This is a genomic window from Paenibacillus sp. FSL K6-2862, assembly GCF_038005125.1.
GTDB lineage: Bacteria > Bacillota > Bacilli > Paenibacillales > Paenibacillaceae > Paenibacillus > Paenibacillus illinoisensis_A.
The window spans coordinates 4958124-4980621 of sequence record NZ_JBBOSN010000001.1 but is presented as its reverse complement, the minus strand read 5'-3'; the positions used below and the strand labels follow the sequence as shown (position 1 = coordinate 4980621).

Annotated in this window: 15 protein-coding genes; 10 read left to right on the top strand and 5 right to left on the bottom strand. The window is 47.7% G+C overall.

What is annotated here, in order from left to right:
* Nucleotides 1-197: 197 nt before the first annotated feature.
* Complete coding sequence (locus MHB82_RS22470; RefSeq protein ID WP_341175870.1) at nucleotides 198-2849, bottom strand: cation-translocating P-type ATPase; 2652 nt, start codon at nucleotides 2847-2849, stop codon at nucleotides 198-200.
* A 391-nt stretch (nucleotides 2850-3240) separates the two neighbouring features.
* On the opposite strand from MHB82_RS22470, the gene hcp reads away from it, so the two are divergent.
* From hcp to MHB82_RS22455, 3 genes are all read left to right on the top strand, one after another.
* Complete coding sequence (gene hcp / locus MHB82_RS22465) at nucleotides 3241-4533, top strand: hydroxylamine reductase (RefSeq protein ID WP_341175869.1); 1293 nt, start codon at nucleotides 3241-3243, stop codon at nucleotides 4531-4533.
* Nucleotides 4534-4759: 226 nt separating this feature from the next.
* Nucleotides 4760-6151: a PTS transporter subunit EIIC gene (locus tag MHB82_RS22460; RefSeq protein ID WP_341175868.1), complete on the top strand. Its 1392-nt coding sequence runs from the start codon at nucleotides 4760-4762 to the stop codon at nucleotides 6149-6151.
* A gap of 217 nt (nucleotides 6152-6368) precedes the next feature.
* Entirely contained in the window at nucleotides 6369-7130 is a 762-nt protein-coding gene (locus tag MHB82_RS22455; protein WP_255247914.1) for a collagen-like protein, read from the top strand.
* Nucleotides 7131-7599: 469 nt separating this feature from the next.
* Here MHB82_RS22455 and uppS read toward each other — a convergent pair whose 3' ends face one another.
* Nucleotides 7600-8349, bottom strand: a complete 750-nt coding sequence (gene uppS, locus MHB82_RS22450; protein WP_095359603.1) for a polyprenyl diphosphate synthase — start codon at nucleotides 8347-8349, stop codon at nucleotides 7600-7602.
* Between the two features lie 155 nt (nucleotides 8350-8504).
* Between uppS and MHB82_RS22445 the strand changes: the two genes are divergently transcribed.
* From MHB82_RS22445 to MHB82_RS22430, 4 genes are all read left to right on the top strand, one after another.
* Nucleotides 8505-9149: a hypothetical protein gene (locus MHB82_RS22445; RefSeq protein WP_095359602.1), complete on the top strand. Its 645-nt coding sequence runs from the start codon at nucleotides 8505-8507 to the stop codon at nucleotides 9147-9149.
* Between the two features lie 225 nt (nucleotides 9150-9374).
* Nucleotides 9375-9917: a CueP family metal-binding protein gene (locus MHB82_RS22440; RefSeq protein WP_341175867.1), complete on the top strand. Its 543-nt coding sequence runs from the start codon at nucleotides 9375-9377 to the stop codon at nucleotides 9915-9917.
* 293 nt (nucleotides 9918-10210) lie between these two features.
* Entirely contained in the window at nucleotides 10211-11227 is a 1017-nt protein-coding gene (locus MHB82_RS22435; RefSeq protein WP_095359600.1) for an ABC transporter substrate-binding protein, read from the top strand.
* On the top strand, nucleotides 11224-13275 hold the full coding sequence (locus MHB82_RS22430) for an iron ABC transporter permease (protein WP_341175866.1): 2052 nt from the start codon (nucleotides 11224-11226) through the stop codon (nucleotides 13273-13275). Before MHB82_RS22435 ends, MHB82_RS22430 begins: the two co-directional genes overlap by 4 nt.
* A 101-nt stretch (nucleotides 13276-13376) precedes the next feature.
* Here the strand turns inward: MHB82_RS22430 and MHB82_RS22425 are convergent, their stop codons facing one another.
* Nucleotides 13377-15449 (bottom strand): methyl-accepting chemotaxis protein, encoded by a 2073-nt coding sequence (locus tag MHB82_RS22425; RefSeq protein WP_341175865.1) that lies wholly within the window; start codon nucleotides 15447-15449, stop codon nucleotides 13377-13379.
* Between the two features lie 163 nt (nucleotides 15450-15612).
* Nucleotides 15613-16785, bottom strand: coding sequence for an aminotransferase class I/II-fold pyridoxal phosphate-dependent enzyme (locus MHB82_RS22420; protein WP_095359597.1), 1173 nt, complete (start codon nucleotides 16783-16785; stop codon nucleotides 15613-15615).
* A 164-nt stretch (nucleotides 16786-16949) separates the two neighbouring features.
* Here MHB82_RS22420 and MHB82_RS22415 point away from each other — a divergent pair, with 164 nt between their 5' ends.
* Nucleotides 16950-17975, top strand: a complete 1026-nt coding sequence (locus MHB82_RS22415; protein WP_341175864.1) for a hypothetical protein — start codon at nucleotides 16950-16952, stop codon at nucleotides 17973-17975.
* A gap of 78 nt (nucleotides 17976-18053) precedes the next feature.
* On the opposite strand, the gene MHB82_RS22410 is transcribed toward MHB82_RS22415, so the two are convergent.
* On the bottom strand, nucleotides 18054-20339 hold the full coding sequence (locus MHB82_RS22410) for a helix-turn-helix transcriptional regulator (protein WP_341175863.1): 2286 nt from the start codon (nucleotides 20337-20339) through the stop codon (nucleotides 18054-18056).
* A gap of 336 nt (nucleotides 20340-20675) precedes the next feature.
* Here MHB82_RS22410 and MHB82_RS22405 point away from each other — a divergent pair, with 336 nt between their 5' ends.
* The gene (locus tag MHB82_RS22405; RefSeq protein ID WP_255247937.1) at nucleotides 20676-21572 is read left to right on the top strand and encodes an ABC transporter permease; all 897 of its coding nucleotides are present in this window, start codon (nucleotides 20676-20678) and stop codon (nucleotides 21570-21572) included.
* A 15-nt stretch (nucleotides 21573-21587) separates the two neighbouring features.
* Nucleotides 21588-22457, top strand: coding sequence for a carbohydrate ABC transporter permease (locus MHB82_RS22400; protein WP_341175862.1), 870 nt, complete (start codon nucleotides 21588-21590; stop codon nucleotides 22455-22457).
* The last annotated feature ends 41 nt before the right edge of the window (nucleotides 22458-22498 follow it).

Below are 22498 nucleotides of genomic sequence, written 5' to 3'. Positions count from 1 at the left end.
CAATAAATCATTTTACGCCCAATCTGCATATATGGCAATAATGTCATAAAAACTTATATGGCTTCGCATCGGTTAGAAATGAGATGAACCAGATTGAATCAAACAAAAAACATAGGAAATGCCTTGTGTTGAAAAGGTTGATTCCCGGCAGCAAAAAGACGCCCGTCTGAGGGCGCCTTGAAGGGGTGAAGTATTTCTTATGCTGGACTGACCGCTCTGCCACGGTTGCGAATCCACTTGATGACATCCATCAGAATGACGGCAAGCAGGGCAAGGCCGCCTGCAATCAGGAACTCGTTCCAACCAAACGCATCCGGAATGGCGAAGATGCTGCGTACACCTGGAATCAAGGTGATTCCGTAAAGACAGAGACATACCAGAATGGAGCCAAGGACAAGCTTATTTGACGTGAAGCCCACCTGGAAGATGGTTTGTGTGTTGGAACGGGCTGCAAATGTTTGCAGACTCCGTGCCAGAATCAGGGTCGTAAAGGCCATCGCCACGCTCATTTCTTCAGAGATGCCAAGCCCGATATACTGGGACACAATAACAGCTGCACCGATCAATACACCACGTGTAATCACGGCTTGAAGCGTACCGCCGGCAAAGATGCCTTCATTAATATCACGCGGTTTGCGCCGCATCACATCAGGTTCAGCTTTTTCCGTCCCCAGTGCAATGGCAGGCAGGGAGTCATTCACCAGGTTGATGAAGAGAAGCTGCAGGGCCGTAAACGGGTTCACCCATCCAACGATAAGAGCGAACAATATGGCGATAATGGCCCCAAGGTTACCCGCAAACAGGTAAGCAATGGCTTTTTTGATATTATCAAATACCATACGTCCGACACTCACTGCATTCACGATGGATACAAAGTTATCATCGGTCAAAATCATGGCAGCCGCATCCTTGGCAACATCCGTACCGCTGCCCATGGCTACACCGATGTCGGCTTGTTTCAAAGCGGGAGCATCATTGACGCCGTCTCCGGTCATGGCTGCAATTTTGCCTTTGCGCTGCCATGCGCGCACAATGCGGATTTTGTTTTCAGGGGATACCCGTGCATAGACCGAAATATGTTCAAGCTGGCGATCCAGTTCTTCATCCGACATTTTGTCCAGCTCAGCGCCAGTGATGGCGAGGTCATCCGGGCCAGCAAGTCCAATATCCCGTCCAATGGCCTGAGCTGTCGTTTTGTGGTCGCCTGTGATCATGATTGTGCGGATACCCGCCTTCATGGACTCTTCAATGGAGCCGTACACGGCTTCACGCGGTGGATCAATCATGGCTGTCAGTCCAACAAGCGTCAGATCATATTCGTCTTCAGGTGTAACCTGCGTTTTGTCATCGAATTTCTTGTAAGCATAAGCCAGTACACGGAAGGCACGTTTGGAGAAAGCTTCGTTTTTCTCCTCGAATTGTGTGCGAATCTCAGCGGTAAGCGGCTGAACCTCCCCGTTCATGAACACATGAGTACACCTGCTGAATAGCACATCCGGACCACCTTTGGTTAATAAGGCCGTCTGTCCTTCGAAGGTATGTACGGTGCTCATCAGTTTCCGATCCGAGTCAAAAGGAAGCTCTGCTTCCCGCGGGAACTGGTCCCGAATTTCGTTATAGTCCTTGTTCACACGGTTACTGAAGGCAATGAGGGCTACCTCTGTGGGATCACCCAGCTCCTTGCCCTCCTGGTTAATATTCGAATCATTGCAGAGTACTGCAATATGTAACAAGCGTCGTTCCTCTTCAGACCACTGATCGGGATCGTCCGGGAATTCCTCTTTGGTGCCATGAGGGATGTAGTAATCTACAACCGTCATCTTGTTTTGGGTAAGCGTGCCTGTCTTATCTGTACAGATAATGCTGGCTGAACCGAGCGCTTCCACGGCAGGGAGACGGCGAATGATCGCATGCTGCTTGGCCATCTTATTTGTTCCCAGCGACAATACAATCGTCACGATGGAAGAGAGTGCTTCAGGAATGGCGGCGACGGCGACAGCAACGGCAAACATCAATGCATTGATAATTGAAGGACCCAGATTGTCCGTGCCTTCGGTTAACCAGACACGCCCTGCCTCGATGGCGAATATAAGAATGGACAGTCCCAGAATGAAAAAGCCCAGTTTTTTGCTGAAGGCTTCCAATTTGCGCTGCAGCGGAGTTTCTTTGGCTTCAGCATTTTCAATCAATTCGGCAATCTTGCCGATCTCGGTTTTTAACGCAGTTCCGGTAATCACCAGCGTGCCGCGGCCGTATACGACCAGCGAGCCGCTGAAGGCCATGTTGCGCCGATCACCAATGGGAGCCTCTTCCGGGATGGCATCTGCATGTTTCTCTGCTGCTTCTGATTCTCCGGTCAGCATGCCCTCATTAATTCTCAGACTACCGGATTCCAAAATGCGACCGTCTGCCGGCACATAATCACCCGCATCTAATAAAACGATATCGCCGGGGACGAGTTCCCTGGCTGGAATGGTCTTTTTCTCACCATCACGGATAACTTTGGCTTCTGGAGCAGACATTTGTCTTAGGGCATCAAGGGAGCTTTCCGCTTTTTTGGTCTGCACGACACTAATTACGGCATTCAGCAGGATAACCAAAAAGATAATCAGTGATTCAATAAGATGTCCGAGCACAACCTGTACACCTGCCGCAATGAGCAGCACGATGACCATGGGGTCTTTGAAATTTTCAAGAAACAGTTTCCAGACAGGTGTTGCATTTTTGGCTTTTAACTCATTATATCCTTCTGTCTCAAGTCTTTTTGCAGCTTCGGAGGCAGTGAGCCCCTTGGGGGAACTATCCAAGTCTTGAAGTGTCTCCTCAGCACTGTGTCTATAATGTTGCAATTGACCAGCTCCTTGATTAAATGGATTTCTTCTGTGTATTACCCTTACGAGCAAAATATAGAATCGTTTCATTTCCAACTTTTTTATGTTCACAGTATTTTTCATAAGCAGCCAAGATATGCCTCTTGTCCAATTTATTTATTTGCAGTGATGCACGGTTACGTGTACCACTGCATTGATATAACATGCACCAGCGAAAAGGACAGGTCAGATTAGGCGGTAGCCGGGAGGTAGTTCTCCGTCTTGGAGGGGAAACAATAGGTTCTATAGATGCCAATTTTGACTATAAGGTGTCGAATGGTAAACTGTGTCCGCCATCACACTTGGTCCCCTGAGGGTTTGTTACGCTGTTACCAGTGAATGAAATCGAATCACGTTGGAGGGAACAGACATGTTTTGTTATCAGTGTGAGCAGACACCGAGTGGTGGATGTACAGTAGTTGGGGTCTGTGGCAAAAATGAAACGATAGCCAGTCTGCAGGATACCATGATTTTTGCGTTGAAAGGCATAGCGGCTTATGCGACACATGCTCGGCAGCTGGGATATCATGATCCGGAAGTGGATCGGATTACACATGAAGCCCTGTATATGACGTTGACCAATTCCAATTTCAATGTGCAGGAACATCTTGATATGGCCATGCAAGTAGGAAACGCGGCGATCCGAATCATGGACGTGCTGGATCGTGCGCACACGGAGAGATTCGGCATTCCGCAGCCGATCACCGTTTCGCAGAATCAGATTGAGGGACAATGCATTGTAGTGACCGGACATAACTTGTATGCGCTGGAAGAGCTCCTTCGCCAGACCGAAGGGAAAGGCATCAACATTTATACACATTCCGAGATGCTGCCTGCTCACGGGTACCCGGCACTTAAAAAATATGCCCATCTGAAAGGCAATATCGGCAAAGCCTGGTACGATCAGCGCAGATTATTTGAACAGTTTCCGGGTGCCATCCTTGCGACCACAAACTGTGTTATGCCTATCAAAGGTACATATGCCGACCGATTCTTTTCTTATGAAGTCGCGGGTCTCGAGGGTGTAGTCAAAATTATAAATGACGATTTCACTCCTCTAATTGAACGCGCACTCTCCCTGCCGGCAGCAGACATTAAGTCTGAGCAGGTACTAACAACAGGATACCATCATGAGACGGTAATTGGACTCGCTCCAGAGATTATTCAGGCAGTCAAAGATGGTCATATCCGTCGTTTCTTCGTCATTGCAGGCTGTGATGCACCTGGAAAAGGTGGAAACTATTATCGCGAGCTGGCCACTTCATTGCCTAACGATACCGTAATTCTAACCACATCATGCGGTAAATTCCGCTTCAATGATGTAGATTACGGTACGGTCGGGGATACAGGTATTCCCCGTTATATCGATCTGGGGCAGTGCAACAACTCCGGTTCAACTGTGAAGATTGCAATGGCTCTTGCGGACGCTTTTGGCTGTTCGGTCAATGAGCTGCCAGTCAGCATTGTCCTGTCCTGGTTTGAGCAAAAAGCGGTGGCGATCCTACTGGGGCTGTTCAGTTTAGGTATTCAGGACATTCGAATTGGACCCAAACCCCCAGAATTTATCTCGGCTGGAGTATTGGATGTGCTTGTTGACATGTTTGGCTTGAAGCTGATCACAACAGCAGAGGAAGATATGAACGCCATGCTGTCATTGTCATAGGGTGCCAAAAAATGAATCAATCATAGAAGATTTTGGAAGAGCCTGCGGAAGCAGGCTTTTTGCTGTCTTAAGGTGAGGTTTAGGTCCATGTACCCTGCTTGATTAGTAATGAAATGAAAGGGAAATTAGTTTTAATATCCTATTGAAGTTTGATCATGGAAATGGGTATATAGATAAGGGCACATCATAAAACTCGGGTTTACCGCAGCATAAGGAGAAGGTACATATGAATGACAGGCAATTCGAAGAGATCTTGAAACTTGCAGGTGGACAGGGGAATATAAGGCAGGTCAAGCGGGAAGAGCAATCGACAATACTTATGTTGGAGGATCACAGCAAAGTGGATATGTCAGCGCTTGATGCAGCCGATCTTGAAGCAACAATTCGGATAACAGGTGCAGAATGCTTCTTGGTGATTAGAGATGAATCCTCCTCTTATTACGGTTTGTTAAGAGACATGGGTACGCCAGAGAGCATACACGATCGTCCAGAACGGAAAGAGAGGCATACATCCCGCAAATCGTTTTCAATATTAGAATTTATATCTGATGTGTTTAGGCCCATAATGCCTGCCATTTTGGGAGCAGCGGTCTTCAAGATTGTGCTTGCAGTCATAACGCTGATTAGTACGTACGGTTTTTCGGAACCCTCATCGTTCCTACAGAGTCAGACATTTATGATATTGAAATCCATTGGGGAGAGCGCCTTTTATCTGCTGCCGATACTGACAGCCATCAGTACTGCCCGGCAGTTAAAGAGTAATATCTACGTTGCAGCAGCTATCGGCGGATTGATGTTTTACCCACAAATGAGTTATTTACTGTCAGGTCAGGAAGAAGTTCATTTTATGGGTGTGCCGATGGTGTCGCAGGCAGCCTTTTTCTCAGCGACCCTCTGGATGATTCTGACGATCTCTGCGGCGTCCTATGTAGAAAAGGCAGTTGAACGATTCAGTCCCAAGATGCTGCAGGGCATTCTGGCTCCGGCATTAACCCTTGGAATTTTGGTCCCGCTGGTTCTGCTGTTGCTGGGTCCACTAGGTTCGTGGATTGACAAGCGGATGCCCGCTGGTGTTGATTCCTTGCTCATGGATGCGCCTGTCGTGGCTGTGATGCTGCTGGGAGCAGCATTTGCATTCATGCTGTTTGCCGGATTGCATTATTGGCTTGTTCCGCTAATGCTTAATGAACTGATGACCAACGGATTCTCCGTAATCATTCCTGCAATGTTTGTTGCCTTTACTGCTCAGGCGGGAGCTGCACTGGCTGCAGGTCTGCGCAGCAGACAGCCTGGGTTCAGAAAGCTCGCATTCTGGGCGACAGGAACGGCTCTATTGGGCGTTCCGGAGCCTGCGATCTATGCCGTCAACATGAGAAGAATGGCTTCTTTTGGTGCAGCACTAATTGGTGGAGCTGTGGGCGGACTCTATTTCGGCATCGTGTCCGTAAAATCCTTTGCTTTAAGCGAATCAGCAAGCCTGCTGGGAATAACGTCATTCATGGAAGATGGCACGCTGAACTTGCTGCATACCTGCATTGGCTTGCTCTTAGCCTTCGCCGTATCAGGTACACTCACATACTGGCTTGCGGTTAGAGCATCACATACCAAACATGTGTAACGTGTAAAATTTTTAATATGCTTTGCATTGTATTCTTGGCTGTTTGGTAAGAGGCCTTTTCAATATGTAATAGAAGCTTAACGTCTAAATATTACTCCATGAGATAGACAACTTTCCCCATAATGGGCCCTGTAATTTTCTGAATTATGGTTAGTTGTCTACGCCCCCAGTGATTACTGCACATAGTATGTGGAGAAATATCACGGAGGTGAGTTCATTGATCAATCATCATGGGAAACGGATTTGTAGACGTAAATTCAAAAAACATGTACATTGCGGTGTGAAAGTTAAGGTTGTGAAGGTTAAACCTAAGGTTATTGTTAATGCACCACAAGGCGTACCAGGGATTCCGGGCCCAATAGGACCGATAGGTCCCAAAGGGGCCACTGGTGCTCAAGGGATACCGGGGCCAGTCGGATTACAAGGAATCCCTGGTATACAAGGACCCGTGGGTCCGGCGGGTGCGGTCGGAGCAGTGGGCCCAGCAGGCCCCGTAGGCCCGGTTGGCCCAGCTGGTCCTGTCGGCCCTGCAGGCGCAACTGGAGCAACAGGTCCTGCCGGTCCAACGGGGGCTGGAATCTCCGATTTCCTGAGTGTTTTCCGGGCTGATCCCGGCACAGGTACGGACACCGTTCCAGGAAACTCGCCAATTACGTTGACTGGTGTTTTGGCTAATGTGGGTGGTGCTTTTACCTTCGTGCCACCATCTTCAACGATAACCATCAATGAAACAGGAAGTTACTTTATCTCTTTCTCCATTCATAATCAGGGCGATGCCGATTTCAACCTCACAGTGAATGGGACGCCCATCACACCTGTGCCTTTCACAGGTGATGGAGGAGGTCCCATATCTGCTGAAGTTATCGTTACGGTGACAACAGTTCCGACAACGATCCAACTGGTCAATGCGAATGCAACTCCTGCACAGTTGCATAACAATCTGAATACCACGGTGACTATTCTGAAACTGACTCCTTAATGTCGATTCACAATATAGCTTATGTCAGCATAAAAATTAAAGTATATGCCTTTTGTCCAGTCCATAAGTCTATTTATTGAGAAGATTGTATGGATGGCTAGGGGCTCAGGAGCGGCGGGATGCTGTTATTCAATAGACATGACCGCTGCTCTTTTCCTTTTCGTAGCCGAGACCTAAGTGAGGGAATGGACTCTAAATTGGGAGAATTGTTATTGAAGGGGATTTCTTAATAAACCTCAGATCCTGTAATTGGTGTATGAGAGACAAGCTCAATGGGGCTTGAACAACTGATACAAAGACATCCATTGGTCAGCCTACGGAAGGAAAACAGTGATCAGGTTCGAACAAAATCGTGTTGTAAGATATCATAGTATATGGTGCAGAGTTTGGAATGTTACGGTACATAGGGCTAGAGAGCGAATGCTTCATTGATTTTATAATCGCCGGGAATGGATGAACCCTCGCGACATTAAACCTCTAATGCTCGCAACTTGCGCTGTTGATAATCAAGCATGGCTTCGTATAACAATTGCTCATTAAAGTCGGGCCACATGACATCCGTAAACCACAGCTCAGCGTAGGCAACCTGCCATAATAAAAAGTTGCTCAGTCGTTTCTCACCGCTTGTGCGAATCAATAGATCCGGTGCCGGATTTTGCCCGGTATAGAGAAACTTCTCGAGGTCCTGTTCAGAGATGTCCGGTACGTTTTTGTTTTCTTCAATACATAATTTAACGGCTTGGACAATATCGCTTTTCCCACCATAGTTCATGGCGAAGTATACATTCATCCCGCTATTGGCCTCGGTCAGCTCAACTACCTTGCGCATGGCCTCCTGTGTTTCAAAGGGGAATCTGGATATATCACCAATGAAATTGATTTTAATGCCATGTTGATTCAGTTCCTGAACGGTAGTATCTTGTACAAATTCGACGACCAGGCTAATGATATAATCGACTTCTTCTTTTGGTCTTTTCCAATTTTCCGTGGAAAATGCATAAAGGGTGAGAGAGGCGATCCCGTTTCGGTGGCACATACCTATCGTTTCACGCATCGTCTGCATTCCGGCATAATGGCCGGCACTTCTCGGGAGCCCTCTTCTCGTGGCCCAGCGTCCATTTCCGTCCATCATCATTGCAATATGTTTAGGGAGGTTACCGTTCCAGTCTATCTTATTCCTGATATCATGATCTGCCTTATGTACACGGAGCCATTTCAATGTATATTCCTCCTACATCGTCTGCTTGGAGAACAATTCTGTCTGGGCTAATGAGTAATAAGTCTGTTGTCCACCAAGGTTTCCAGAATTTATAATTATTATATAGGAATGGATTGGAAGTTCAAACGAAAATCGTAAGAAAGGAACGTGCCCGTATGTCCGCATGGACTGATCTTTTTGAGAATAGAACACATTCGCTCGTTATGTATCCACATTCTATAGACGACTATTCATCGTCGAGTTGGATTGGGGGGAATGCACCTGCTTTTTTTGATGATAACGCCGCATTCGCATTTCTGCGTGAGCAGAATTATCTGTTTTATCTCAGTGTGACTCTTCCTGATACAAACTCTAAGGAACCTGTACTAGGCCAGGAGATGATCTCTGTATTTGTACCAGCAGAATATGAGAGATACCTTGAAAACAATATATATCCATCCTGTGATATCCAGGTGTTTCAGCATCCTGCTTCCCCTGAAAGTGCACTGGAGACCTACACCAATCCTGGATTGGTTAAGCACAGCCTAACCGAGTGGACAGGGGTTGAAGATGGAACTGTAACAGATGAGCCGTGCTTGGTCAGAATTGGAGGCACGCCGAGGTTCATTCAGCAGGAGGACAGTTACTTCACAGCTTTGCATCAGGACGGATACGACTTTTTCATCCAAATTGACGAAGAGGGGTATGCGGATGGGATGGTGGAAGAGTATCTCTTTGGTTATGGGGCATTGTACTTGTTCGCCAAATTTGATGACGGGAAATGGAGCGATCCCATTGCAGGTTTTTGGCAGTATTCGTAGTTTGGGATAAAGGGTTATAAATTTTTCGATCCCGGTCATATTAGGATGCGGAAGTAGACATGACATGCCCGTATCCAGTTATCTATGATATTGGTTACAAGAGAATGAATTCCATGACTTACAAGACAAATATGTGAATATCTGGTGACTTCGGTGTTGTATTCAGCACTGGCATGGAATTCTCCATTATAATAAACCAAAAACGAGCGGGGAGATGAGCTCCAGTTGAGAAAAGGAATACTTATTGCAGTCTTATTTATTACGGTCGTTGGCTTAGGAATATATCTTATCGCTGATAATATGCTAAAAAAAGAAGCAGGTCCTCCTGAATCAACCAATGTTAAGGAATTGGTATACGATATCAGTACGGGCAAAGTCGAAACAAAATCGGCCTCCATTAATGCTACCCAGTTGGTCGTCACCGGCAAGGATGATCAAACGAAAACCTATAATCTGCCTGAAGAGGAGTTTTTCCTTTCGATTGCGCCGTACATCGAGCAGACTCATCCATGTGCCGTTCATAGCTTGACTGGTTGTCAGGGGGAAATGAAGAACAAAGAGTTCCTGGTCACGATTCATGACTCTGAAGGTAATACGTTTATGAAAGAAGAACCGATAAAAACAGGAAAGAATGGCTTTATGGACTTGTGGGTACCGAGAAACAGAACATACTTGATTCGTATTGTACATGACGGGAAGGTCGCAGAATCCCAGCTTTCCACATATGAGCAGGACAATACCTGCATTACTACAATGGAACTGAACTAACATTCGCATTCCGTTACTATTGGGGTACGATTATACACGATGGAAGGCGTGCACCGTAGTTGAATAATACTGCAAATCTGGCATGTCATGATGCTGGTTGAGAAGAGTCCATGGGTAACCAAGGGCTCTTTTTCTTCTTTTTATTCTCATAAATAGGCACAATAGCAGAATCTATAGTCAGCCGCGTTATCGCTTTTTTATTGACAAAATGTGATTTCTGTCGCATAATCCAATATGTGATAATGATAATTATTATCAGAGATAATACATATAAACAGGGGAGATTACAGTACATGAAAAAAAGCTTGAACGGACTACTATTATTGTTGGTTTTTGCTCTTACATTAGCAGGATGCGGTTCTGCAAGCACTAGCTCGAACGGATCAGCTGCGGATGCAGGTGAAGGTAATGCTTCTGACAACACGCAGACGGAAGCGGCTTCCGGCCCGGTTACCGTTAAACATAAACGCGGAGAACTTACGCTGGACAAGCCGGCAGAGCGCGTGGTTACACTAGAATGGACATATACGGAAGATGTGGTTGCACTGGGCGTTCAGCCAGTAGGTAATGCGGACAACGCCAACTACAAAGTCTATGTCACTTCCGAAGCAGCCCTGGATGACAGCGTGACAGATATTGGTACACGGAGTGAGCCGAACCTGGAAGCTATTGCTGCATTGAAACCAGACCTCATCATTGCCAATGCAGATAACAATAATGCAGTCTACGATCAGCTTAATGCAATCGCACCAACGATGGAATTCGACCCTTATGATGGCGATGGCTATAACTATGACAAAATGACAGACATCTTCAATAACATTGCCATTGCTCTTGGCAAAGAGGACAAAGCGAAACAAGTACTGGATGAACTTGATCAACATTATGTAGAAGCCAAAGAGAAACTGGCTGCTGCAGGCAAAGAAGATTTCCACTTTGCTCTGACACAGGCTTTCACGTATCAAAATGCAGCTAGTCTGCGTATGTTCACGGACAACTCGGTCGTTATTGGTACATTGGACAAAATCGGTTTGGTAAACGACTGGCAGCCTGAAAAGCTCGAAGGCTATGGCTTCTCCACAGTAGGAATTGAATCCTTATCTGATGTGCAGGACAGTAACTTCATTTATATTACACAGCCGGATGATGACGTCTTTGGCACAGCTATGAAAGATAACTCGGTTTGGAACGGACTGAATTTTGTGAAGGAAAACCGCCTATATCAACTGGATAGCACAACATGGACATTTGGTGGACCCATTTCCTCCAAAGTGTTGGTTGACGGGGTTGTTGAGGCGATTACCAAATGAGTTCAGTTCAGGGAGCTAGGCCTGCTATGAACTGGCGCACAATAAGCATATATGGGGGCGGTCTAACCGCTCTCATCGTGCTTTTTTTTGTAAGTCTTTGTTATGGAGAGGCTTCCATTCCATTGAGTACGGTCTGGGAAGCTCTTACAGGCAGACAGAACACATTGGAGCACAATATGATCTGGGATTTGCGTATGCCGCGTACGGTTATCGGCATTATCGCAGGCGGTGCGTTAGCTGTGGCCGGAGCGCTGCTGCAGACGATCACCCGTAATCCGCTGGCAGCGTCAGACACGCTGGGCATTAATGCAGGGGCCTACTTTATCGTCGTGCTGGGAGCTATTCTCTTTCCGGGTGTGCTCAGTCAGTCGCCTTTTCTGTTCGCAGCTCTTGGTGGTCTGATTGCGGCTTTCGCAGCTTATTTCATGGGCGGGGGACGACGATCAAGTCCGGTTCGACTTGCGTTGTCCGGTATGATCGTGTCGATGGTGCTTGGTTCATTTACTAGTGCGCTGCATATTTTCTTCTCCATGGAAACGCAAGGACTATTCCTATGGGGTTCAGGAACACTCGTCCAGAATGACTGGAGCGGTGTCACTTATGCTTGGCCCTGGGTTGTGGGCATAACCATTCTGGCACTAATATTGTCCAGACAGTGGGATATGCTGGAGCTGGATGAATCAACGGCGTCCTCTTTGGGGCAAAGGGTTGGCCTAGCTCGTGCCGGTGGATTGATTATCGCGGTTTTGCTGGCTGCGGTAATCGTCAGCGTAATTGGGCCGATCGGATTTGTGGGTCTGGTAGCACCTCATTTGGTTCGGTTGAGTGGAGTGCGCTCCAACCGATTACTGCTGCCCGGTGTGTTTATATGGGGAGCGGCTCTCCTCGTTGGCGCAGACGTGCTCGCCAAGATGGTACATAACTCCAGCATGGAGCTGCCGACAGGGGCTGTCATGGCGATTATTGGTGCACCATGGCTGATCTGGCTGGTACTCACACGCATGAAAGCAGCGAACGGTTCAGGGATGTCCTCTTCCATGAGCACAGGTGCACCTTCACGCCGCTTCGCGTTTGGGCCAATGGCAGTATTGTTCTCGGTCGTAACTATAGCGCTTATATTGCTTAGTACCATGTTTGGTGGTTTGCGAATTCCGCTGGCGGATCTGCTGCCGAGTTTATTCCAATCGGATGGACTGTTCTCGGCGGTGATTCAGCTTCGAATTCCGCGTACGCTTGTTGCTGCAGGTGCTGGAGCTGCACTGGCGATCAGTGGTGTGCTCATTCAGATGGCCGTGCGTAATCCACTGGCGGATGCTTCCATCGTCGGTGTGTCCTCCGGGGCAGGGCTCGGAGCCATGATGGTCATTATTTTATGGCCGGGTCTTCCAATATATCTGCTGCCCATCGCAGCCATCATCGGAGCAGCTATTGCGGCAGTGGTTGTATTCTCCCTCTCCTGGAAGAAAGGACTGAATCCGTCTGCGGTTGTACTGCTGGGGATCGCCATGTCGGCCATTGCTGGAGCAGGAATTCAGATCCTGATTGTTCGTGGCGCCGTATACGGCAGCAGCGGATATATCTGGCTGACAGGTAGTACCTATGCCCGTACATGGGATCAGGTGAAGGTTATCGGTTTATTTTTGGTTATTCTGGTTCCGCTGGCCTGGTGGCTCGCCCGTCGATTCGAACTGTTGGTATTCGACGACAACAGTGCATCAGGACTTGGACTGGGAGTGCGCCGAACAAGATTGCTCGCCATGACGACAGGGGTACTGCTGGCAGCAGGTGCTGTTGCTTGTGTAGGAACCGTCGGGTTCATCGGTCTGATTGCCCCGCATATGGTGCGGCTGCTGACAGGACATAAGTTAAGACGGTCCATGTTTTTATCCGCACTCGCGGGTGCAGTGATGCTGGTGCTCGCTGATACGATCGGCAGAACCGTCATGGCGCCGACAGAGATTCCATCCGGAATCCTTATTGCCCTGATTGGAACACCGTACTTCCTTTACCTGATGTACCGTTCCAACTGGCACAGACCAATGAAATAAAGCACATATTCTAAAGCGAAATAGGATTTGGAACGCTAGAAAGCCCGCTCACGCAGCGGGCTTTTGTTGTTTGTTTATTGTTCATTGCGATCATGTGCGCACTATGATTTCTGATCAACCTGGAACTGGCTTAATTCTTCCTCAAGCTTGTTCGACAACTGACTCAATTGCTGGGATAAGTCCGCAACCTGTTGGATACTGTCTAGTTGTTCCTGTGTGCTTGCACTGACCTCTTCGGTAGAGGCTGAATTTTCTTCGGTGGTGGAGGAGATAATTTCGAGTGCCTGGACAATCTCATCCTTGTGTTTATGGACACTGGAGGTGTTATTGCTGATCTGCAGCATGCGCAATCTCAATTCCTCCAGATCTTTATTGATGCTGTAGAACACCTGCTTGGTGCCCTCGACGGACTTGGCATTTTCCTCTGCAATCAGGAGGCCGTGGGCCGTGTGTTCTACGGATGTCTTCGTCTTATCTTCGATTTGACGAACCTTTTTGCTGATTTCCTCGGTTGCCATCGCAGTCTGCTCAGCCAGTTTGCGAACTTCTCCTGCGACCACGGCAAAACCTCGTCCCTGTTCTCCTGCACGTGCAGCTTCAATGGAAGCGTTGAGTGCTAGCAGGTTGGTTTGGGTTGCGATCTGATGGACGGTGTCCACGATACCGGAGATTTCATGACGGCTTAGATCAATATCATGGATAATGGTTGACATGGCCTGGGTTGAATGGTGGTTCTCTTCTGCCCATTTGGATAACTGATTCAACACTTCCAATCCTCGTTCGCTTTGTTCTGCGGAAGCTTGAACTTTGGTCTCCATCGTGTTGACATCACTTGAAATATCGTCGATTTGACCTGATAATGATCCGGTTTTTTGCAAAATGTTCTCGGATTCAATGGACTGATAATTGGTTGCATTGGCAATTTCGTTAATTGCTGTTGCCGTATCATTCATTGTTACGGCTGTCCGAGCGGAAATGGATTGCAGATCCTTGGAGGATTGGCCTAAAACTTGGGCAGTTGCCCCTACCATCTGAATCATGCTCTGAATTCTCTGTACCATGTTGAGCATACCTTGTGAGATTTGACCAATCTCGTTGCGGGATGCTGTATCAAACTGGACGGTCAGATCTCCTTGTTCCACAAGTTTGATTTTTTGGAGCAGTTTCGGAATGGATCTCAGTAGATATCGTAGGGTGATATAACTGATGAGCACAAGCACGATGGCGGCTACAGCAAACCCTATAATGGTGATCCACGTAAAGGCTTTTAATTCTTCGAGCACTTCATGCTCCGAAATGGTCAAACCTACAGACCATCCGGTATCTGCGCTGGTGGCATACCCGACATAACGGCCTTCACCGTTGTCATCAATCAGTTGGATTCCGGATTCACCGGCCATCATTTTCTTGCCGATCTCACCCAAATCTCCCGGACTTTCGTTAATCTTTTCCTTGAGCACCTTGGCCTGGTCAGGGTGATATAAAATGTCACCGGTCTTGGAGGCCAGAATGGAGTAGCCTGTGCTTCCAAGTGAGTAGCTCTCCATAATGGAGGGAATATCCTTGAATGCAATATCTGCCGCCGCGAAACCGATCAACTCGTTGTTGTCATCCTTAATCGGATAAAATATGCCCATAAGGATATTACCTGTAGCAATATCGGCATAGGGTTCGGAGAAATATAAGCCATCGGCTTCAACAGCCGGTTTATAATACGGACGATCCTGAATCACAAATTCAGAGTCGGACGCTGCACCATCGTGTTGGAGCCAGAAACCTTTTCCATCTATGCCCGCAATCCAAGCATCTACAAAAGAAGGCTCTTCCTTCACTATGGCTGCAAGTGTAGCTTGGGTTTCGGCAGCATAAGGTGATGTTGTGGCAGTAGAAGCAGATTCGGTGCTTTGAATATACTGCCTGAATAAATTATTGGTGGACATCTGCTTAACCAGAGATCCTTTTTCCTTAAATAAAGCATCAAACTGGGCTACAATGGCCTGCGTTTTCGTTTGCAGCATCAATTCCTGCTGTTTAACAAGGATGCTTCGGGTGCTGGTAAATATAAATGTTCCCAGGACGGAAAAGACGACAACAATGATGGCCAACAACATGATAGACAGTGTATTGGCGATGCTTGATGTCCGTGTCCCTCTTTTTCTAAATAACTGTACCATGCTGCCAACTCCCCAAGATTGATATTGAGCTGATCCGCTCTTATTTTTTATTTCGGTATTTCGATTCCGTTTCGATAGAGGATAGGGAAATACAGTACATCTCCGCATGACAGCATAAAAAAGCACCAGTTCCCTAATAGGAATTGGTGCTCTTTGCTGCAGATTAGTTTGAAATCAACAGGCCGCTGTGTTCCACAGCTTGCAGTGCCTGCTCCAGTTGTTCCCGATCCTGGACAAGCGCAAGACGGACATATCCTTCCCCTGAAGGACCAAAAGCACTACCAGGTGTCACGATAACGCCCGCCCGGCTGACCAGATCCATGGCGAATTGCTCGGAGTTGTCATAATGAGCTGGAATCCGCGTCCAGATAAACATGGTGGCATCGGGCTTTGCGATTTCCCATCCGAGTCTGCTGAATCCTTCGCAGAGAATGTCCCGACGTTCCTCATAGATGGCCCGTACCCGGTCTACGTCACTCTGATCACCGGTAATTGCGGCAATTGCTGCCTTCTGAATGGGAAGGAACATGCCGTAATCCATATTGGATTTCAGCTTTTTCAACATGGAGACGACGGCTGCATTACCTAAGCAAAATCCGATTCGAGCCCCAGCAAGCCCGTAGGTTTTGGACAGGGAATTGAATTCAATGCCGACATCCATGGCTCCAGGGAAGGCAAGAAAACTTCCACATGATTTCCCGTCAAACACAAGTTCACTATACGCATTGTCATGGAGGACAATGATATCATGTTTTTTGGCAAATGCGATCAGGTCCAGATAGAACTGCTCCGGTGCCATGGCTGTTGTTGGATTGTTAGGATAGGATACCAGCATGAATTTGGCTCTCTGCGCGATCTCTTCCGGGATCTCTTCCAGCTGAATGACATATTGATGTTCTTCCTTTTGCGGCATGTAGTACAGCTCAGCTCCCGCTAGAAGCGGCCCGTCCGCAAATACTGGATAGCAGGGATCCGGAACAAGAACAAGATCGCCTTCATCCACGATGGATAATGAGATATGTGCCAGGCCCTCTTGTGAGCCAAGCAGAGAGCAAACTTCGGTTTTGGGGTCCAGATTGACCTGATACCTGCGCTTGTACCACTCACTGACAGCCTTCAGCAGCTCACTCTGGTCATTGATGGCATAGGTGTAATTCTGCACATCAGCTGCCGCTTCACATAGAGCCTGGATAATATGTTGCGCTGGCGGGGTGTTGGGTGCGCCTACACTAAGATCAATGACGCCGAGCCCCTGTTCCAGACGTTGTCGCTTAATTTCAGATAATCGTGTAAATATTCCTTCATTAAAGTGGTTCATTCGTTTGGCAAATTGCATGCTGTGGTTCCTCCAGTCTGTTCAAACGCTTATTTCTATAATAGATGGGCGAGAGGCAAATGAGAAGAGACGTGGGTGAACTCTATCTATACAGGCTAAATTGCACTTCTCAAGGGGGGCTTCTTCATTTACAATTACAGGAAAATAGAGGGAGGGGATCTGGAATGAGTGAACCTTGGACTGCATCCATGAGCGGGGTTCCCTGGAACGCAGCGAAAATGGATAATGCGGTAAAGCAGCTGCGGAATCGGGCTACCATTTCTTTTGTAGTCGGAGCAGACGTGATGGAAGATGTTGCGGAATTAGACAAACGAGTGTTTTCCAAACGGCCTGATCTGATCCTGAAGATTACGAATGTGGAGGAGAAGGGACAGTACACGGAAGAGTTTTTGAAGATCATTGCGGAATTAAAATATGTAAAGGCTTTGGAATTGGACCTGAAACAGAAACAGGATTTGAATGTACTTGGTGCGCTGCAGCGATTGGAGTTTCTGAATATACGGGCAGCCAAAACGCAAAATCTGGAGTTCATCCGACAGTACAAGCAGCTGCAGTATCTTTCTCTCAGCGGAAAATTTGATGAATTGGCTCCGATTGAGGACTGTATTCGGTTGAGCACATTGGTGTTAAACTGTACCATCGAGACACTGGATTTTGTCGTGGACCTGCCGTTCATCGAATATCTGGCCATTGATAATGGTGCCTTAAATGGTCCTCTGGATGTACTTGCTGACTCCAACATTCGTATGCTGAGACTGTCCTCTGTACGGAATCTGACTCATATTGATGAACTGAGCGCATTGCATCATCTGGAGTTTTTGCACCTGTCACTGCCCAAAGTCGAGCGGCTCTGCGATTTTTCAGGTATGAAGAACCTGCGACAGCTGGAATTGGATTTTATGAAATCACTACAGTATATAGACAACCTATGGACTACGGAGCACTTGGAGGTGCTGGTGCTGAAAGAAATACATAAGGGAATAAAGGCAGAAGCTTTCGAGCGTTTGACCGACATGCCAAGTCTGCGGCAGGTGGATTTTCGCTTCATTGATCAGGGCAAAGGCCGGATTGCAGCCATGCGCAAACACATGATTGATGCAGGAAAAGAACATCTTCTCTATGAGAATATTCCTGAAGAACAACGCATTTCCTCCACGGCTCTTGTGCACCTGTCCAAAATTCTCATGTGATATATAAGCAAACGCCCGCTTTCTGCGCGGGTGTTTGCTTATATAGGATCTAGAGGGTTTCTCCGCCCTCACACCTGGCTATCCATGATTCGAGGAGATGAACGGGTCATCACCCGCATGACGCTTGCGATACTCTCCCGGGGTCAGTCCGTATCGACGCTTAAACATGCGGATGAACGAGTTTACGTTCTGATAACCGACCTGCATGGCGATATCCTGAATTCGCAGATCCACATTTACCAGCAGTTCCTTGGCCCGCTCAACGCGAAGATTATTGAGATACTCGCTGAAGTTGATGTTGGTCTTTTCCTTGAAAATGCTGGAGAGATACCCTGGCGTGAGATTCAGCTTGTCGGCAACAAGATTCAGATTAATATCCTCGCCATAATGACGGTTCAGATAATCGAGCACAAAGCTGATAACGGGATCTTTCGTTTCCAATTGGCTGCTGATCGCGGAGAGAATCGGTTGAATCTGCGACTGAAGCCATGTCCTGTATTGCTCTATGGAATAAAATCCAGCAAGCGGATCACCAGAAGGAGAGGAGTGAAGTCCGCCTTCAATGCTTGTTAAATTCAGCTTCATCACCGTCTTACCGACCTGCTCCACTGCACCAAGAGCAAATGTCCGAAAATCCTCTGCGGCTGCGTCCTTGTGTCTCAGCTGATCCAGCTGGCGATCCAGCCAGGCAAACACAGCCTGCTCCTTGCCTGATTGCAGTAAATCATGCAGTTCCTCCCCGTAAGTCACCTTGACATGGAACGAGCTGGATGAAGAGGCTCGTGGCTCCACAATAATCTGGGTTTCTCCGTTTAGTCTTCGTTCCTTCAGCAGAGTGGACAGATTCCCATACGCATCGGTAAACGGGATATCCCCCGAGTATACTGGGCTTACCGCGATGGTCAGGTACAGGCATTCTTCAGCAGCAAGCAATTCCTTCAGCGTATCGAGCGCCTGCAGGATGCCGCTCTGCGGACCGGGATCGAATAGAAGCAGGAGTAATTGATCCTGTTCAGGCTGAAGTGCAACGCTGTTATTCGGATTGCTGGTGAACAGGCTCTGAATTAATTTCCACAATAGGAGAGTATGCTGTTCCAATTCATCAGGCCGGTCCTTGAAGCCAACCTTGAATAAAATGGCCACGTAGGGATGTTCGGGCTGCCGAACCTCCTCAAGATCTGCCAGATGGGAGCTGAGCGGGATGTTCTTGACTTTATGCGTATAAGCGAACTGCCGTACCAGAGAGTTCTTCTGCGCAAGATCGCTTTGAATGAATCGATTGCTCTCCAGAATGCTACTCAGACGGTCACCGATCATGGCGAATTCCTTCACTCTGCTCAACTTGTCTGTCCCGCTTCCGGAATTTCGGTCAAGAGCGGCAATAAGATGCTGCAGCGGCTGGTTTAACCTCAGACTGAACAGCAGGGAGGAGAGTACACTGATCAAAATGGCAGCGCCCAGCAGTACAGTAAGCAGCAGTTGCATGCCGCGCATCTCTGCCGCAATCACTGAGGCCTGGGTGACCCTCACATAGGTGAACCCGGTCTGCTTGCCTTTTTCATAGAAGTAATACTGATCTCCAATGCGTTCATGCCTGCTTCCCTCTATAGGCAGCGGAGGATTATGAAGTTCCTGTTCTGTGGTTGTGAACAATAAACGCCCCTCACTATCCATGATGTAGAACGGATTATGGCTGCCATCTCCATACGTATCCTGCATACGCTGCGGATTCAGCATCACAATTCCGTACACTTCCTCATAGGGGATGGCTTTCATCATAACAGGCATCAGCTCTCCCAGAGAGCGGGAAGAATGGACCGTTTTTTCCGTAAAAGCTGTTGCGGGCATCACCTTCAAGAACTGGTTGTTCATTGTTTGGGTTTTCCAGTAGTCCGGCGAATACGCTTCACTGTAATAATATTTGCCAAACATGTCGGCTGCGCTGCTAAGTCCTTCCTTCTCCAGCACATAGTCCTCCTGCTTGAAATAAAGAATGAAATTGTCGATATGCAAAAAAGGATTGGTATACAGGGTAGAGAGGTCGGCCTTCACTTCAGCGGGAATATCGTAACGACGATTGTCCTTAAGGCGGCTCAATATGCCCAAGTTGGCTGTCCAGGTATCCGATTGAGTGAGGGCCAGAATCATGTTCTGGGTCAGCCGGAAGTGATTCTCATATCCTTCGACGGTCTGTGCGAGGCCCAGTTCATTTTGTCTTACCATCTCCTGATATACTTTGTTGCTCAGGTACAGATGGGAGAACAGATTAAATGAAGCCAAAATCAGGATGACACTGAGGAAGCTCAGCATTAGCTTAACAAACAGGCCGTTCAGCGCAAATCGGTTTGTAAGCAGTTCCTTCATTATGACATTCCCCCCTCGAATACAGCCGCAGATCAATGGTCTAATCTAATCATAGCGGCATAAAGCTGACACAAACAATATACACTTTTACTGATTTATACGCGGATATCTGGAAAATAGCATTACAGGCGAAATGTTATATAACATGTAGATAGCGCTTACAGATAAAAACTCGCTATAATTTGGTTACAAACCCCGGTGAAACAGGGGAAGTTAGCTCACATCTTGTTGAGCTGCAAACATGTAGCAAGAGGGGGCATGCCGATGGCTGATGCTGGCTTAATGGAAGACAAACTGCGAAAAAAATTAAATCATTCATCTCGGCGGAAGGTGCGGATGACCCGGATTTGGAACAAAAATAAGGCGCTATGGCTGCTCTTCCTGCCATGCCTCCTGTATTATTTAATCTTCCGCTATGCACCGATGTTCGGACTGGTCATTACCTTCAAAGACTACAACCTGTTTAAGGGAATATGGGCCAGTGATTGGGTAGGGCTCAAATACTACCGGATGTTTCTGGAGAATCCCGATTTTTGGCCGCTCATGAAAAATACGTTCCTGCTGGGAATGTATAAGTTGGTGTTTGGCTTCCCGGCCCCGATTCTGCTGGCCATTTTGCTCAATGAGGTACGTAAGGCAGCGTTTAAGCGTTTTGTGCAGACGGTCAGTTATCTGCCGCATTTTATCTCGAATGTGATTGTGGCAAGTATGGTCATTATGTTCCTCTCCCCCACCGGAGGGCTGATTAATAATCTGCTCGAATGGATTGGCGTGGGACCGATTAATTTCATGAATGAACCTGGGCTATTTCGGGGGATCTATGTCCTGTCGGAGATATGGCAGCATATTGGCTGGGAGACCATCATTTATCTGGCCGCACTAACAGCCATTGACCCGCAGCTGTATGAGGCTGCTGATATGGACGGAGCAAGCCGATTGCGCAAAATCTGGCATGTTACGCTGCCCGGCATATCTCCTGCGATCGTCATCACGCTGATTTTGAATATCGGCAAGGTGCTTGAAATTGGTTTCGAGAAAGTATTCCTGATGCAGAACCCGGCGATCTACGATACAGCGGATATTATCAGCACATATGTCTACAGGGTAGGGATGGTCCAGGGAAACTTCAGTTATGGCGCCTCCATTGACCTGTTCATGGGAGTCATCAGCCTGATCTTCATCTATACGGCCAACTTGCTCAGTCGCCGGTTAAGTGAAACCAGTCTATGGTAGAAAAGAGGTGTGAATGTGAAATCCCTCCGGTTCTCCTGGTTTAATCTCCTGGCATCATTAGTCCTGCTGCTTGTTGTGGTGGTCACACTCTATCCGTTCCTTCATATGCTGGCCGTTTCCCTCAGCAGCAATGCCAACGTCATCCAGAACAATATTTCCTTCTGGCCCAAGGGCTTCAATCTGAGCATGTATAAGCTGGTGCTGGGAGATCCGCAAATCTGGACGGCTTACCGAAATACCATTATCTATACTGTGCTTGGTACACTGATCTCGCTGGTGGTTACTTCAACCGGAGCGTATGCATTGTCCAGGAAAGACATGGCGCTGCGCAATAGCTTCACCGTCCTGATTGTCATCACGATGTTCTTCAGCGGAGGCATGATTCCGACCTTCCTTGTGGTCCGTTCCCTGAATCTGGTGGACACCGTCTGGGGCATGGTTCTTCCAGGGGCAGTCAGCACATGGAACCTGATCCTGATGCGAACGTTCTTCTCAGGCATACCCAAAGAGCTGGAGGAATCAGGCCGCATGGACGGCCTGAACGATATCGGCATTTTCATTCGTATTGTCGTGCCGTTGTCCAAGGCGTCCTTCGCTACGATTGCCCTGTTCTATGCCGTGGGCATGTGGAATAACTTTATCTTCCCGCTGCTCTATCTAAGATCTCCTGATTTGTTTCCACTGCAGGTGTTGCTCCGTAATCTGGTGCTGGCCGGCAGTGCAAGTTCAGGCGACGTTACGTCGATCGGCGGGGATAATATGGTCGTGGAGGAATCACTCAAGTATGCGACCATCATGGTGTCCACTTTGCCAATTCTAATCATTTATCCGTTTGTACAGAAGTATTTTGTGAAGGGAGCCATGGTTGGGGCAGTCAAAGGCTAATCGGCATGAAAACCACCGCAAATTCAATTAAGGGAGAGAAG

Excerpts from the sequence above, each read along its gene's own strand:
- MHB82_RS22410 (WP_341175863.1), bottom strand. The coding sequence starts at position 20,339 with ATGAAGGAACTGCTTACAAACCGATTTGCGCTGAACGGCCTGTTTGTT.
- MHB82_RS22405 (WP_255247937.1), top strand. The coding sequence starts at position 20,676 with ATGACCCGGATTTGGAACAAAAATAAGGCGCTATGGCTGCTCTTCCTG.
- MHB82_RS22420 (WP_095359597.1), bottom strand. The coding sequence starts at position 16,785 with ATGCAATTTGCCAAACGAATGAACCACTTTAATGAAGGAATATTTACA.
- hcp (WP_341175869.1), top strand. The coding sequence starts at position 3,241 with ATGTTTTGTTATCAGTGTGAGCAGACACCGAGTGGTGGATGTACAGTA.
- MHB82_RS22435 (WP_095359600.1), top strand. The coding sequence starts at position 10,211 with ATGAAAAAAAGCTTGAACGGACTACTATTATTGTTGGTTTTTGCTCTT.
- MHB82_RS22445 (WP_095359602.1), top strand. The coding sequence starts at position 8,505 with ATGTCCGCATGGACTGATCTTTTTGAGAATAGAACACATTCGCTCGTT.
- MHB82_RS22425 (WP_341175865.1), bottom strand. The coding sequence starts at position 15,449 with ATGGTACAGTTATTTAGAAAAAGAGGGACACGGACATCAAGCATCGCC.
- MHB82_RS22430 (WP_341175866.1), top strand. The coding sequence starts at position 11,224 with ATGAGTTCAGTTCAGGGAGCTAGGCCTGCTATGAACTGGCGCACAATA.
- MHB82_RS22460 (WP_341175868.1), top strand. The coding sequence starts at position 4,760 with ATGAATGACAGGCAATTCGAAGAGATCTTGAAACTTGCAGGTGGACAG.
- MHB82_RS22415 (WP_341175864.1), top strand. The coding sequence starts at position 16,950 with ATGAGTGAACCTTGGACTGCATCCATGAGCGGGGTTCCCTGGAACGCA.